Source organism: Hungatella sp. (assembly GCF_046966825.1).
Genome location: NZ_JBKVCZ010000156.1, coordinates 1 through 14,932 on the forward strand (window position 1 = coordinate 1; position 14,932 = coordinate 14,932).

A 14,932-nucleotide genomic window follows, 5' to 3' on the forward strand; every position below is an offset into this window, starting at 1 on the left:
ATGTATCTGAGATCTTCCGGTGTGCCGGGATGACGACTCAGATTCTGACACCGTTTGAGTGCGGCTCCATGACAAAGCTTTTTTCCAAGGACAGAGCAAACAAGTATTTTGAAAAGGGAATGGTCGTCTTTTTTGCAGGCGGTACCGGCCATCCTTACTTTTCTACCGATACCGGAATCGCGCTTCGGGCCATCGAGATGGAAGCGGACTGCATCCTTTTGGCGAAGGCCATCGACGGCGTTTATGACAGCGATCCGAAGATCAATCCGGAGGCGAAGAAGTATAATGAGATTTCCATACAGGAGGTCATTGACAAGCAGCTGGGCGTGATTGATCTGACTGCCTCCATCATGTGTATGGAGAACCGCATGCCATTGGCAGTATTCAGCCTGAACGAAAAAGACAGCATTGCGAACGCGATGCAGGGGAAAATAAACGGCACGATTGTGACCGCATAAACTAGGAGGACAATATGCAGGAGAGTTTACAGGTTTACGAGGACAAGATGAATAAGACTTTAGAAGTGCTGGAGAGTGATTATATGACGATCCGCGCAGGACGTGCAAACCCGCATGTACTTGATAAAATCAAGGTTGACTACTACGGAACGCCTACTCCGCTTCAGCAGGTGGGCAACATCAACGTTCCGGAAGCCCGCATGATCATCATTCAGCCATGGGAGAAGAGTCTCTTAAAGGCGATTGAAAAGGCAATTCTGACCTCTGAACTGGGGATCAATCCGACTAACGACGGCAATGTAATCCGTCTCGTTTTCCCGGAACTGACCGAAGAACGCAGAAAAGAACTGGTTAAGGATGTCAAGAAAAAAGGCGAGGCAGCCAAGGTAGCGGTTCGTAATATCCGCCGTGACGCCAATGACTTTTTCAAAAAACAGCAGAAGGCGGATGAGATTTCCGAGGACGACTTAGCCGAGGCAGAGGACGATATTCAGAAATTAACTGACAAGATGATCGGCAAGATCGATAAAGCAATCGAAGCGAAATCAAAGGAACTTCTTACTGTATAACAGAAAGAACCGGGGCAGGCATGATTCCAACCCACGCAAGTGAGGGGGCTTTCAAAGTGCCTGTCCTGTTTATGTTTCAGGGCAGCCTGGAATGATAAAGGAGAATATAATGGAAATTAATATAGATAATATGGTAATTCCTGACCATATCGCCATCATTTTGGACGGCAATGGACGCTGGGCGAAGAAGCGTGGACTGCCCAGAAGCATGGGCCACAAGGAAGGATGTGTGGTGGTGGAACGGACGGTAGAGGATGCGGCCAGAATTGGAATCAAATATCTGACTGTCTACGGTTTTTCCACGGAGAACTGGAAGCGTTCCGGCGATGAGGTGGGCGCGCTGATGCAGCTGTTCCGTTACTATATGGTACGGCTCTTAAAGGTTGCCAGGGCGAACAATGTCCGGGTGCGGATGATCGGTGAGAGAAGCCGTTTCGACCAGGATATCATCGACGGCATTAACCGGCTGGAGAGAGAGACCGAGAATAATACGGGCCTCACCTTTGTTATCGCAGTAAATTACGGCGGACGGGATGAGATTGTGCGCGCAGCCAGGAAGATCATGAAAGATGCGGCTGACGGGAAGATTACTCCGGACCAGATGGATGAAGCGGTATTTTCATCGTATCTCGACACGGCGGAGATTCCGGACCCGGATCTTCTGATCCGTACCAGTGGTGAACTGCGGCTGTCCAACTATCTCTTATGGCAGTTAGCCTATACGGAACTGTATGTGACGGACTGCTATTGGCCCGATTTCAATAAAGAAGAACTGAAAAAGGCGATAGCTGCGTACAATAGTAGGGATAGAAGATTTGGAGGAGTGAAATAGTCCGAAGGGAGGAAGCGCGATGTTTACAACCAGACTGATCAGTGGAATTGTCCTGGTCCTGATCGCCCTCGTCACTGTGGGAAGCGGGGGGATGATTCTTTTTGCTACGACTGTGGCCATTTCCATGATAGGGTTGTTTGAATTATATCGTGTTATGAAGATACAGAAGAATGTGATCGGAATTGCCGGCTATCTGACCGTGGTGTCCTACTACGGGCTGTTGTGGTTCCATGGAGAGCAGTATATGATGTTGATGTCTATCGCATTTCTTATGATACTGATGACCATCTATGTCTTTACGTTCCCCAAATATAAGACAGAGGAAGTGACGGTAGCGTTCTTCGGCGTCTTTTATGTGGCGGTTATGCTGTCTTATCTGTATCAGGTTCGCGTCATGGCGGATGGAAAGTATCTCGTCTGGCTGATCTTTTTGAGTTCCTGGGGATGCGATACCTGCGCGTACTGTGTGGGCATGCTGATTGGCAGGCATAAGCTGGCGCCGGTTTTGAGCCCCAAGAAATCGATTGAAGGGGCGATCGGTGGCGTAGCAGGAGCGGCGCTTCTGGGTTTCCTTTATGCGACGGTGTTCGGCGCTTCCATGGCGGAAGTACAGAACCCGCAGGTTGCCTGCGCTTTGGCCTGTGCCATAGCGGCGGTTATTTCCCAGATCGGCGATCTGGCGGCATCGGCGGTAAAACGCAATCACGCAGTGAAGGATTACGGCCATCTGATTCCGGGCCACGGCGGTATTCTGGACCGGTTTGACAGTATGCTGTTTACGGCGCCTGCCATATTCTTTGCAGTAACATTTCTGCGATGAGCAAATTCCGGCGATGAGAAAAGAGGAACGCGAGAAAGATAAAAGGAGCGAAAAACAGCATGAAAAAGATTGCAGTTCTGGGTTCAACCGGTTCCATCGGAACACAGACCCTGGAAGTGGTGAGAGCTCAGAAGGATATAGAAGTAACCGCTCTGGCGGCTGGAAGTAATATTACACGTTTGGAAGAACAGATCCGGGAGTTTCATCCGGAGATTGTCTGTGTGTGGGAAGAGGAGAAGGCGAAGGCGCTTGCTCTGACGGTCAGCGATCTGCCGGTGAAGGTGGTATGCGGCATGGAAGGGCTTATCGCGGCGGCCGTGGAGACGGACGCGGAGATCGTGGTGACGGCCATCGTCGGTATGATCGGAATACGGCCCACCATTGCGGCCATGGAGGCGGGAAAAGATATCGCGCTCGCCAACAAGGAGACGCTGGTGACGGCCGGCCATATCATTATGCCTCTGGCAAAGGAAAAGGGTGTAAAGATCCTGCCGGTGGACAGTGAGCACAGCGCTATTTTTCAGAGCCTGAACGGTGAGGACAAAAAGGCGGTACATAAGATCCTCTTAACCGCGTCAGGCGGGCCGTTCCGCGGAAAGACGAAAGAGGAGCTTAAAAAGGTGCGTATTGAGGATGCCTTAAAGCATCCCAACTGGTCGATGGGAAGGAAGATTACCATCGATTCTTCCACTATGGTCAATAAAGGCCTGGAGGTGATGGAGGCACACTGGCTCTTCGATGTCTCCATGGATCAGGTACAGGTTGTGGTTCAGCCGCAGAGCGTCATCCATTCCATGGTGCAGTTCGACGATGGGGCGGTGATTGCACAGCTGGGAACACCCGATATGAAGCTGCCCATCCAGTATGCACTTTACTACCCGGAGCGCCGTTTTCTGGCCGGGGACCGGCTGGATTTCTGGAGCATCGGGCAGATCACATTTGAAAAGCCGGATATGGACAATTTCCCGGGGCTTTCCCTGGCTTACGAGGCCGGAAGGACCGGCGGAACCATGCCGACTGTATTCAACGCGGCCAATGAACGGGCCGTTGCAAAATTTTTAAACAGAGAAATTTCTTATCTTACCATCACGGATATGATAGAGGGGGCTATGAAAGGGCATACTGTGAAAGAGAATCCGTCTGTAGATGAGATTCTGGAAGCAGAGGCTTCGGCTTATGACTATATAGAAAGCAGGTGGTAGATTGTCCAGCGTTATCGTAGCAGTTCTTGTATTTGGACTGATCGTGCTGATTCATGAATTAGGGCACTTTTTATTTGCAAAATTAAACGGCATCGCCGTTGTGGAATTTTCCATTGGTATGGGACCGAGGCTGTTCCATGTCAAAAAAGGGGAGACGACGTACTCCTTAAAGCTGCTGCCGATCGGCGGCTCCTGTATGATGCTCGGAGAAGACGAGGAAAATCCGGCGGAAGGAGCATTCCAGAATGCAAGCATCCCGGGCAGGATGGCGGTTATCGCGGCCGGTCCGGTCTTTAACTTTATTCTTGCCTTTTTCCTGGCACTGATTCTGGTGGGAATGGGCGGATACAACATCACTCAGATTAAAGAAGTCACAGAGGGTTCTCCTGCTTACGAGGCAGGGCTTAAGCCGGGCGATGTAATCACCGGCGTAAACGATGAGAAGATGACGGTTTACGGCGATTATATCCTTTACCGTATGTTAAAGCCGGATGAGAAGATGAGCCGGGTGTCCTATGAGAGAACCGATGCACAGACGGGCAGAAAAGAGCGCGGCACGGTTCTGGTGACACCGGAATTTAATGAAGAATACAACCAGTATATGATAGGCATTTCCGTAACTCCGGTAAATGTCCGGGCTGCGTCTTTCCTGGAACTGGTGAAATACGGAGCCTATGAGGTGAAATATGATATTACCGTGACGATCAAGAGTCTCGGTATGCTTTTGACGGGAAAAGCCAGTGTCAATGACTTGAGCGGTCCGGTGGGAATCGTGGTTATGATCGATGATTCCGTGAAGGCAGGGCTGACAGTGAGCGTCATGGCGGCTATAATGAATGTCCTCAGCATGTGCATTCTTTTGAGTGCGAACCTGGGGATTATGAACCTTCTTCCGATTCCGGCGCTTGACGGAGGAAGACTGCTGTTCTTAATCATCGAGGCGGTCCGTGGCAAACGCATGGATCCGGAAAAAGAAGGCATGGTGAATCTGATTGGCATGATGGCACTTATGGCCCTGATGGTGTTCGTTGTATTTAACGATATCAGCCGCTTTACCTAAAGTGGGCATGAAAAACAAGAGGAGGAAAGTGCGATGACGGACAGAGAACAGACGAAGACGGTTTCTATCGGGAACCGGAAGATTGGGGGCGGGAATCCCATTCTGATCCAGTCCATGTGCAATACAAAGACAGAGGATGTGGCTGCCACGGTGGCTCAGATTTTGGCGCTGGAGGCTGCCGGCTGTGATATTATCCGTGTGGCGGTACCGACGATGGAAGCGGCAGAGGCTTTAAAGGAGATCAAGAGACAGATTCATATTCCGCTGGTGGCGGATATTCATTTTGATTACCGGCTGGCCGTGGCCTCCATTGAGAACGGCGCGGATAAGATCCGGATTAATCCCGGCAATATCGGGAGTGAGGACCGGGTCAGGGCCGTTGTGAATAAGGCGAAGGAATTCGGCGTCCCCATCCGGGTCGGCGTCAACAGCGGTTCGCTTGAGAAGGAATTACTGGAAAAGTATCAGGGAGTGACGGCAGAGGGCATCGTGGAGAGTGCCCTCATGAAGGTGCGCATGATCGAGGAGATGGGATATGATAATCTGGTGATCAGCATCAAGTCCTCCGATGTGCTGATGTGCATAAAGGCTCATGAACTGATCGCAAAGCAGACCGCTTATCCACTTCATGTGGGGATTACCGAGGCGGGAACCGTGCGTTCGGGGACGATCAAGTCCTCCATCGGGCTGGGAATTATCCTGCATCAGGGCATTGGCGACACGATCCGTGTCTCCTTAACCGGAGATCCGGTGGAAGAGGTGACGACGGCGAAGCAGATATTAAAGACCCTGGGCTTACGAAAGGGCGGAGTGGAGGTTGTCTCCTGTCCGACCTGCGGACGGACCAGAATCGATCTCATTTCCCTGGCGAACCGGGTGGAAGCCATGGTGACGGAATTTGACCATCTCGATGTCAAGGTAGCCGTTATGGGCTGTGTCGTCAACGGGCCGGGTGAGGCGAAGGAAGCGGATCTGGGCGTGGCCGGAGGTATTGGCGAGGGCCTTTTATTCCGCAAAGGAGAGATTATTCGTAAAGTACCTGAGGAGAACTTACTTGACGCTTTGAGAGAGGAGCTCTTAAAGCTGGATAAGAGGAGATAATGTTTGGCAGAAAGCAACAGGTGATGGAATGACAAAAGCATTTTTGGATGTATTTCCAAATCTGAATATGACAGACGAACTGCGGGAGCTTTTAAATCTGGTGGAAGTTGAGAAGGTCACTTCCACCAGGGATAGAAGCTCTATTCGCATTTATATCGTGAGCCCCAGACTGATCCATAAACAGAATATCTATGGGCTGGAGAAGGGCATTAAGGACCAGCTCTTCCCCTCCAAGCAGGTGTCGATCAAGATTATCGAGAAATTCCGTCTGTCTGACCAGTACACGCCGGAGAAGCTGCTGGATGTGTACCGGGACAGCATCCTGATGGAACTCAAGAACTACAGTATCATCGAATATAATATTTTCAGGAAGACAGAGTATGAATTTCCGGAGCCGGATCTGCTTAAGATGACGGTGGAAGACACCATTGTCACCCATGAAAAGGAAGCCGAGTTAAAGCGTGTTCTGGAGAAGATTTTTTATGAGCGCTGCGGCCTTCCTGTTGAGGTGCGCTACGAGTATGTGGAGCCGAAGGAGAATGCGCTGGCGAAGCAGAAGGAGCTTCAGATGCAGCGCGAGGTGGAGGAGATCGTCAGCAGGACCTCCCTGGCCGCTGTCTTAAACGAGGAGCAGGTGCTGTCGAAAACTGGGACAGAGGACGGATACGGCGGTCCTTCCATGGCGGACGGTGCATCTCTGGAGGCGCTGGCGGCCGGATATTCGGCGGAAGTTCCCTTCGACGAGGGCCCGACCCGGCAGGGAGCGGCAGAAAGCGGGGCAGGCTCTCCGGTTCTGCGTATGGGCGGTAAGAAGGACGAGAATAAGAAGGACGAGAATAAAAAGGACAGGAACGGGGATTACGGAAAGAAGGACCAGAAGAAAGAATATAAGGATTATAAGAAAAACGGCGGTTATGGCGGCTACGGCGGAAAACGTTCGGATAATCCGGACGTGCTCTATGGCCGTGATTTCGATGGAGAGACAATGGAGATCGAAAAGATCGACGGGGAGATCGGCGAGGTAACCATCCGCGGAAAGATTCTCATGGTGGACAGCCGGGAGCTGCGGAGCGGAAAGACGATTATGATCTTCGATGTCTCTGACTTTACGGATACGATTACCGTGAAGATGTTCGCAAGGGAGGAACAGCTGGATGATCTGAAGGCGGCCGTTGTGGCGGGAACGTTTATTAAGATTAAGGGTGTGACGACCATCGACAAGTTCGACGGCGAGCTGACTCTGGGCTCTGTGGTAGGCATCAAGAAGTCAGAGGACTTCACCGGAAAACGGGTGGACGGAAGCCTGGAGAAACGGGTTGAGCTTCACTGCCATACGAAGATGAGCGATATGGATGGCGTATCGGAGGTTAAGGATATTGTAAAGCGTGCAAAAAAGTGGGGGATGCCGGCCATTGCCGTCACAGACCACGGATGCGTGCAGTCCTTCCCGGATGCCAACCACGCCCTGGACAAGGGGGACACCTTCAAGATTCTCTATGGGGTGGAGGGGTATCTTGTCGACGACTTGAAGCTGCTGGTGGATAATCCGAAAGACCAGACATTTGCGGACTCCTTCGTGGTATTCGATATCGAGACCACTGGCTTCAGCCCGGAAAAGAACCGGATCATCGAGATCGGCGCCGTCAAGGTGGTGAATGGAGTCATTACGTACAAATTCAGCACCTTCGTAAATCCGGATGTACCGATTCCCTTTGAGATCGAGCAGCTGACCGGCATCAACGACAACATGGTGCTCCCGTATCCGAAGATTGATGTGATTCTGCCGCAGTTTCTGGAATTCTGTCAGGGATCCGTTCTGGTGGCTCACAATGCCTCCTTCGACGTGAGCTTTATCAACCGCAACGCGGAGCTGCAGGGGCTTCCCTTTGAACCTACGGTTTTGGATACGGTGACTCTGGCGCGGTTCCTTCTGCCGAACCTAAACAGGTTCAAGCTGGACACGGTCGCCAAGGCGCTGAATATCTCGCTGGCAAACCACCACCGCGCCGTGGATGATGCGGGATGTACGGCGGAGATCTTTGTCAGATTCGTCCAGATGCTGCGGGAGCGCGGCGTGGAGACGCTGATCGAGTTAAACAGCTTAAAGACGATGACTCCGGAGATGATCAAGAAGCTTCCGACCTATCACGTAATCATTATCGCAACCAACGATATCGGGCGTGTGAATCTCTATAAGCTGATCTCATGGTCCCACATCGACTACTATGCCCGAAGACCCAGAATACCCAAGAGTCTGCTGAATCAGAACCGGGAGGGCTTAATCGTGGGATCGGCCTGTGAGGCGGGGGAACTGTATCAGGCTCTGCTTCGCGGCGGCTCCAACGCGGAGATCGCCAGACTGGTCAGGTTCTATGATTATCTGGAGATCCAGCCTCTTGGAAACAACAGCTTCATGCTCCGTGATGAGAAGAGCAGCATAAATTCGGAGCAGGATTTAATCGATATCAACAAGAAAATTGTGGAACTGGGAGACCAGTTCGGAAAACCGGTCTGCGCCACCTGCGACGTTCACTTCCTGGACCCCGAGGACGAGGTATACCGCCGGATCATCATGGCAGGACAGGGATTTAAGGACAGTGATGACCAGGCGCCGCTTTACCTTCGGACAACGGAGGAGATGCTGAAGGAATTCGAGTATCTGGGACCAAACAAGGCAGAAGAGGTCGTCATAAAGAATACGCGGAAGATCGCGGACATGTGCGAGCGAATCTCGCCGGTGCGCCCCGATAAATGTCCGCCGGTCATCGAAAACTCAGACGGGGATTTGAGGCAGATCTGTTACGACAGGGCTCACGTGATCTACGGTGACAACCTGCCGACGATCGTTACGGAGCGTCTGAGAGGGAGTTGAACTCCATCATTTCCAACGGTTTCGCCGTTATGTACATCATTGCGCAGAAACTGGTGTGGAAGTCCAACGAGGACGGGTATCTCGTAGGTTCCCGTGGTTCGGTAGGATCGTCCTTTGTCGCGTACATGTCCGGTATCACGGAGGTTAACTCCCTGAGTCCGCATTATTACTGTACCAACTGCCATTATTACGATTTTGATTCGGAGGAAGTGAAGAAGTATTCCGGTATGGCCGGATGTGATATGCAGGATAAGGAGTGTCCGGTCTGCGGCCATCCGCTCACAAAGGATGGCTTCGACATCCCCTTTGAGACATTCCTGGGATTCAAGGGAGACAAGGAGCCTGATATCGACTTGAACTTCTCCGGCGAGTACCAGAGTAAGGCTCATGACTATACGGAGGTTATCTTCGGAAAAGGCCAGACCTTCCGCGCGGGAACCATCGGTACACTGGCGGATAAGACGGCTTACGGCTATGTGAAGAATTACTATGAGGAACACGGCGTACATAAACGAAACTGTGAAATCAACCGTATTGTCCAGGGATGCGTGGGGGTAAGAAGAACCACGGGACAGCATCCCGGCGGTATCATCGTGCTTCCTCACGGGGAGGAAATCTATTCCTTTACTCCAGTGCAGAGGCCGGCCAACGATATGACGACCATGACGGTCACCACCCATTTTGATTACCATTCCATCGATCATAACCTGCTGAAGCTCGATATACTCGGGCACGATGATCCGACCATGATCCGAATGCTTCAGGATTTAATCGGTTTTGACCCGGTTAAGGATATTCCGCTGGACAGCAGGGAGGTCATGTCCTTATTCCAGGATACATCGGCTCTGGGGATTACGCCGGATGATATCGGCGGATGTAAGCTGGGAGCGCTGGGCGTGCCGGAGTTCGGTACAGACTTCGCCATGCAGATGCTTATTGATACCCAGCCCAAGTATTTTTCCGACCTTGTGCGAATCGCCGGTCTGGCTCACGGTACCGACGTATGGCTGGGAAATGCCCAGACCTTGATTCAGGAGGGAAAGGCGACGATTCAGACCGCCATTTGTACCCGTGACGACATCATGATCTACCTCATTTCCATGGGGCTGGAGGAGGGACTCTCCTTTACCATCATGGAGAGTGTCCGAAAGGGAAAAGGCTTAAAGCCGGAGTGGGAAGAGGAGATGACCAGCCACGGCGTGCCGGACTGGTATATCTGGTCCTGTAAGAAGATCAAATACATGTTCCCGAAGGCCCATGCGGCCGCCTACGTTATGATGGCGTGGCGTATCGCTTACTGTAAGGTGTTTTATCCGCTGGCGTATTATGCAGCATTCTTCAGTATCCGCGCCAATGGCTTCTCCTATGAGCTGATGTGCCAGGGACGCGATAAGCTGGAATATTACCTGGCTGACTACAGGAAGCGGATGGATACGCTGTCAAAGAAGGAACAGGATACGCTCCGCGATATGAGAATCGTTCAGGAGATGTACGCGAGAGGCTATGACTTTACGCCGATCGATATCTATCAGGCGAAGGCCCGCCATTTCCAGATCATCGGAGGCAAGCTGATGCCTTCCTTAAGCAGTATTGACGGACTTGGTGAAAAAGCGGCTGATGCCGTGGTTGATGCCGTGAAGGACGGCAGGTTCTTATCAAAGGAAGATTTCGGAACAGGACGAAGGTCAGTAAGACGGTGTGCGATCTGATGGGAGATTTAGGACTGCTGGGCGAACTGCCGGAGTCTAATCAGCTGTCACTGTTTGATTTTTAAAATTTTAATGGCAGCATAGCTATTATGTCATTCTGGGTTTTGTATTCTGGACTCAGAATACGGATTGAAAGAAAGAAATAAATAATCTGATTTGGCAATACAGCAAAAAGGCAGGTCCTGTGCAGACCTGCCTTTTTGCTGCCAATTATGAAGGGAGAAACCGCAGTGTCTTATTTTTCGTATCCAGCACAGCGCGGCAGCCAACTGGCAGGATGGCGTGATTTTTTCCGTGGCCGAAATCATCGCAGTACGCGACCGGGATGCTGTGTTTCCGGCCGAAACGTTCCAGCCTGCCAAGCAGCTGCTGCGATAAGGTGTCTGAATAGTTGCCGAACAGCAGCCCTGATACCTGATTTATGAAGGAACTCTGCTCAATATGGGACAGATACATGCTCACTGCAGCGACGGAACTAAATTTCTCGTGATCCTCCAGAAACAGGATATACTTCCGGTCTTTTTCTGTTTCCAGATAGCCGCTGTGCAGAGACAGGGCAAAATTTAAGGTATAGCCGCCGATTAAGGTGCCGCTGCAGATGCCGTCTTTCAGGGAATACCAGGTGCTGTTGCTGACGAAATGAACGGCATCCCGGCGAACCAGATGGGAGGAAAATTGTTCATAGGCGTAGGCGTCGATATCCTCGAATAGCCTGGGCGGCAGACCGTAATACGTGACCAGGCCTGTTTTCGTGTAAATCGCATTGAGAATAGAGGTACCGTCGCTGTGACTGGAAAACAGCTTTGGATGCCTCCTGATTGCTTCATAGTCGATATAGGGCAGCAGTTCAATACTGCCGTACCCGCCGCCGAATAAAACCAGTTTGACGTCTTTATCGGAAACCATCTCATTGAGATCATCGGCGCGCTCTGTCTCGCTTGCCGCGTAGCCGTACGTATGCCGGTATAAGCGGCTCCCCGTTTTCACCCGAAAGCCTTTCGCTTCGATCCCGGAGATGATTTTCGCGTAGTCGTCCGGAGTGACGGTATGGCTGGGGGAAATAATGCCGATGGTATCTCCCGGATTCAACGGATTTGCCCACATAATCAATACCTGCTTTCTCATTTGTTTGTTTTGTAACGCTTTTGCTGAAACAAGACTGTCTAATTCTACCATGAACCTGCGGCTTCTTCAAGAAGCGCCGCGGAATCTGCTTTTTTATTTCCGAAGATTTCCAGCAAGATTTTTCTTTATTGAGAAATAATATTGACAGATACCATTGACAGGGATAAGAAATCATACTATAATGAATATACCCTATAGGGGTATATGAGAAAGGATGATCTTATGAGAACTGAAGTTTACGATATTGAAGGCATGTCCTGTGCAGCCTGCAGCAGTGCGGTGGAACGGGTCACGAGAAAACTGGAAGGTGTGGAGTCGAGTGACGTGAATCTGACGACGAACAAGATGACCATCACCTACGACGAGACGAAAGTCACTCCGGAGATGATTATGGGGAAGGTAGAGAAGGCCGGATTCGGCGCCTGCCCTCTGGCGGAGGAGAAAGATGTAAAGGCCCAGGAGGAGGAAAACTGGGGGAAGCAGGAGCAGCAGCGCGACACGATGAAGAGACGGCTGATCGTGGCCATCTGTTTTGCGGTTCCGCTTCTGTACATTTCCATGGGCCATATGCTCCCGTTTGAACTGCCGCTTCCGCATTTCCTCCATATGGAAGCCAATCCTTTCAACTATGCGCTGGCACAGCTGATTCTTACGGTTCCGGTGCTTATTGCGGGAAGGAAGTTTTATCTGGTAGGTTTAAGGGCGCTGTTTAAGGGCAATCCGAACATGGATTCCCTGGTGGCGATCGGCACCGGCAGTGCGTTTATCTACAGCCTCTGTATGACGGTTACGATACCGGTGACTCCGATGAACGCCCATCACCTCTATTACGAGTCAGCGGCCGTGGTCGTCACTCTCGTCATGCTGGGCAAATACATGGAGAGCAGAAGCAAGGGCAAGACCTCTGAGGCGATCAGAAAGCTGATGGAGCTGGCCCCGGATACCGCGATTCTCTATGAAGATGGCACGGAACGGGAAGTGGAGACGGCCAGTGTGAGAGTGGGACAGCATGTCCTTATCAAGCCGGGCAGCAGGATACCCCTGGACGGTATTGTGGCGGGCGGCAGCAGCAGCGTGGATGAGTCCATGCTGACAGGAGAGAGCATCCCTGTGGAGAAGCAGGAGGGCGACACCCTGATCGGCGGCAGCATGAATTACAACGGGGCCATGGAGATGGAGGTTACCCATACAGGCGGGGATACCACGCTTTCCAAGATCATTAAGATGATCGAGGATGCGCAGGGGAAAAAGGCGCCTATCTCCAAACTGGCAGACAAGGTTGCGGGATACTTCGTTCCGACGGTTATGGGAATCGCACTGGTTGCGGCGCTCCTCTGGTGGCTTTTTGGCGGCAAGGAGCTGTCTTTTGTCCTGACTATCTTTGTGGCGGTTCTGGTTATCGCCTGCCCGTGTGCGCTGGGACTGGCGACGCCGACGGCGATCATGGTCGGAACCGGTCTGGGAGCCAGCCATGGAATCCTGATCAAGAGCGGTGAGGCGCTGGAGACCGCTCATAAGGTAGACACTGTCGTATTTGATAAGACGGGTACGATTACGGAAGGGAAGCCGAAGGTCACGGACATCGTGGTTCTGGATCAGACGGAGACCTCCGACGGTCTTCTTAAGCTGGCGGCCGGCTGTGAACAGATGTCGGAGCATCCACTGGGGCAGGCCATCGTACTGAAGGCCAGAGAACAGGGGCTGGAGCTTGCCATGCCTGAGAAATTTGAGAGCGTGACGGGAGCGGGAATCATCGCATCCATCGGAACGAGCCAGGTGGCCGTGGGTAATGAAAGACTGGTGGAGCAGATGAAGGTATCCATGGGTGATCCCGTGAGAGAGCAGGCCCACCAGATGGCGAACCAGGGAAAGACACCGATGTATCTGATGGTGGATGGCACGTTAAAGGGCATTATCTGTGTAGCCGATACCATTAAGGAGACCAGCGTGGAGGCTGTGGACCAGTTAAGCGCCTGGGAATTACAGTCTGCATGCTGACTGGAGATAATCAGAAGACGGCCGATTATATCCGGTAAATAGGCCCATATTGATACCGTAATCGCAGAGGTTCTGCCGGAAGTTAAAGGCCAATGTGGTGGAGTCTCTGCAGAAGCGGGAAAACTGTTATGATGGTAGGAGACGGAATCAACGACGCACCGGCGCTGGTATCCGCGGATGTGGGGACGGCCATCGGCTCCGGAAGCGACATCGCCCTGGAATCCGGAGATATTGTACTCATGAAATCCGATTTGCGTGACGTCTATAAGGCGGTGAAATTAAGCCGGCTTACGATACGGAATATCAAACAGAACCTGTTCTGGGCATTTTTCTATAACAGTCTGGGTATCCCTGTGGCCGCAGGTGTGCTATACTTATTTGGAGGCCCGCTGTTAAATCCGATGTTTGCCGGATTTGCCATGTCATTGAGTTCGGTCTGCGTGGTGAGCAACGCGCTTCGCTTAAAGACAGTAAAGCTGTAGGGCATAAGGAATGGAGGTATGATATGGAGGAACGCACATGTGACTGTGCGGTGAAGCACAAGCATCGTCAGGCCGCGGAGGAAAAGGACTTACTGAACCGCTTAAACCGCATCGAAGGCCAGATCCGCGGCATCAAGAGCATGGTGGAAGATGAGCGGTACTGTGTGGACATCTTAACGCAGGTATCCGCGGTTCAGGCGGCACTTAACAGCTTCAATAAGGTGCTGCTGTCGAGCCATATCAAGAGCTGTGTCGTGGAACAGATTCAGGACGGCAATTTAGAAGCGGTCGATGAGCTGTGTATGACGATACAGAAGGTTATGAAGTGATTGACAAACTGCAATTTATGAAAAAGAAAAGGAGATAAAGACTATGAAGACTTATCGCTGTGATGAAATGATGTGTAACGGATGTGTATCAAGAATCAACAAAGGGCTGGATCACGAGGGAATCGGCCACAAAGTAGATTTAGAGACCAAGACCGTGGTGATCGAGGAGGAGAAGGACTACGGAAAAGCAGTGGAAATTCTCGATGATCTGGGCTTTACGGCGGTGGAACAGCAGTAGAATTTTTCTTATATTTTAAAAAATTAAAAAAATTCCAAAATATAGTTGACAATCCATCATTTTTATATTATACTACCAAAGGTATCGAGGCGTGGCTCAGTTTGGTAGAGCGCTGCGTTCGGGACGCAGAGGTCGCA

9 protein-coding genes and 3 pseudogenes are annotated in these 14,932 nt (G+C 51.4%); 11 read left to right on the plus strand and 1 reads right to left on the minus strand.

From position 1 onward, the window contains the following. The 8 genes and pseudogenes from ACLTD4_RS29085 to ACLTD4_RS29120 all read left to right on the plus strand — a co-directional run. Positions 1 to 458 (plus strand): uridine monophosphate kinase (locus ACLTD4_RS29085; RefSeq protein ID WP_412331774.1); only part of this gene is annotated, 458 nt, incomplete at its 5' end. 14 nt (positions 459 to 472) lie between these two features. Next, complete coding sequence (gene frr, locus ACLTD4_RS29090; RefSeq protein ID WP_055652610.1) at positions 473 to 1,027, plus strand: ribosome recycling factor; 555 nt, start codon at positions 473 to 475, stop codon at positions 1,025 to 1,027. A 109-nt stretch (positions 1,028 to 1,136) separates the two neighbouring features. After that, positions 1,137 to 1,859 (plus strand): isoprenyl transferase, encoded by a 723-nt coding sequence (locus ACLTD4_RS29095; RefSeq protein WP_117624417.1) that lies wholly within the window; start codon positions 1,137 to 1,139, stop codon positions 1,857 to 1,859. A 19-nt stretch (positions 1,860 to 1,878) separates the two neighbouring features. Beyond that, a complete protein-coding gene (locus ACLTD4_RS29100) occupies positions 1,879 to 2,679 on the plus strand; it encodes a phosphatidate cytidylyltransferase (RefSeq protein ID WP_055652612.1) in 801 nt (266 codons plus the stop codon). A gap of 59 nt (positions 2,680 to 2,738) precedes the next feature. Beyond that, positions 2,739 to 3,881 (plus strand): 1-deoxy-D-xylulose-5-phosphate reductoisomerase, encoded by a 1,143-nt coding sequence (locus ACLTD4_RS29105; protein WP_117624416.1) that lies wholly within the window; start codon positions 2,739 to 2,741, stop codon positions 3,879 to 3,881. A 1-nt stretch (position 3,882) separates the two neighbouring features. Further along, positions 3,883 to 4,941, plus strand: coding sequence for an RIP metalloprotease RseP (rseP, locus tag ACLTD4_RS29110; RefSeq protein ID WP_025530370.1), 1,059 nt, complete (start codon positions 3,883 to 3,885; stop codon positions 4,939 to 4,941). A 27-nt stretch (positions 4,942 to 4,968) separates the two neighbouring features. Next, positions 4,969 to 6,042: pseudogene (gene ispG / locus ACLTD4_RS29115) on the plus strand (flavodoxin-dependent (E)-4-hydroxy-3-methylbut-2-enyl-diphosphate synthase); the annotation flags it as partial. Between the two features lie 28 nt (positions 6,043 to 6,070). Then, positions 6,071 to 10,688, plus strand: a pseudogene (locus tag ACLTD4_RS29120) (PolC-type DNA polymerase III). 145 nt (positions 10,689 to 10,833) lie between these two features. Here ACLTD4_RS29120 and ACLTD4_RS29125 read toward each other — a convergent pair. Beyond that, positions 10,834 to 11,727 (minus strand): S66 peptidase family protein, encoded by an 894-nt coding sequence (locus tag ACLTD4_RS29125; protein ID WP_002604295.1) that lies wholly within the window; start codon positions 11,725 to 11,727, stop codon positions 10,834 to 10,836. A gap of 243 nt (positions 11,728 to 11,970) precedes the next feature. Here ACLTD4_RS29125 and ACLTD4_RS29130 point away from each other — a divergent pair. From ACLTD4_RS29130 to ACLTD4_RS29140, 3 genes and pseudogenes are all read left to right on the plus strand, one after another. Further along, positions 11,971 to 14,228: pseudogene (locus tag ACLTD4_RS29130) on the plus strand (heavy metal translocating P-type ATPase). Positions 14,229 to 14,251: 23 nt separating this feature from the next. Beyond that, on the plus strand, positions 14,252 to 14,557 hold the full coding sequence (locus ACLTD4_RS29135; protein ID WP_055652616.1) for a metal-sensing transcriptional repressor: 306 nt from the start codon (positions 14,252 to 14,254) through the stop codon (positions 14,555 to 14,557). Between the two features lie 43 nt (positions 14,558 to 14,600). Continuing rightward, positions 14,601 to 14,795, plus strand: a complete 195-nt coding sequence (locus ACLTD4_RS29140) for a heavy-metal-associated domain-containing protein (protein WP_002604292.1) — start codon at positions 14,601 to 14,603, stop codon at positions 14,793 to 14,795. Positions 14,796 to 14,932: the final 137 nt, after the last annotated feature.

What these genes read in the sequence shown, in the direction of transcription:
- ACLTD4_RS29135 (WP_055652616.1), top strand. Translation starts at nt 14,252, where the DNA reads ATGGAGGAACGCACATGTGACTGTGCGGTGAAGCACAAGCATCGTCAG.
- ACLTD4_RS29125 (WP_002604295.1), bottom strand. Translation starts at nt 11,727, where the DNA reads ATGTGGGCAAATCCGTTGAATCCGGGAGATACCATCGGCATTATTTCC.
- frr (WP_055652610.1), top strand. Translation starts at nt 473, where the DNA reads ATGCAGGAGAGTTTACAGGTTTACGAGGACAAGATGAATAAGACTTTA.
- ACLTD4_RS29095 (WP_117624417.1), top strand. Translation starts at nt 1,137, where the DNA reads ATGGAAATTAATATAGATAATATGGTAATTCCTGACCATATCGCCATC.
- ACLTD4_RS29140 (WP_002604292.1), top strand. Translation starts at nt 14,601, where the DNA reads ATGAAGACTTATCGCTGTGATGAAATGATGTGTAACGGATGTGTATCA.
- ACLTD4_RS29105 (WP_117624416.1), top strand. Translation starts at nt 2,739, where the DNA reads ATGAAAAAGATTGCAGTTCTGGGTTCAACCGGTTCCATCGGAACACAG.
- ACLTD4_RS29100 (WP_055652612.1), top strand. Translation starts at nt 1,879, where the DNA reads ATGTTTACAACCAGACTGATCAGTGGAATTGTCCTGGTCCTGATCGCC.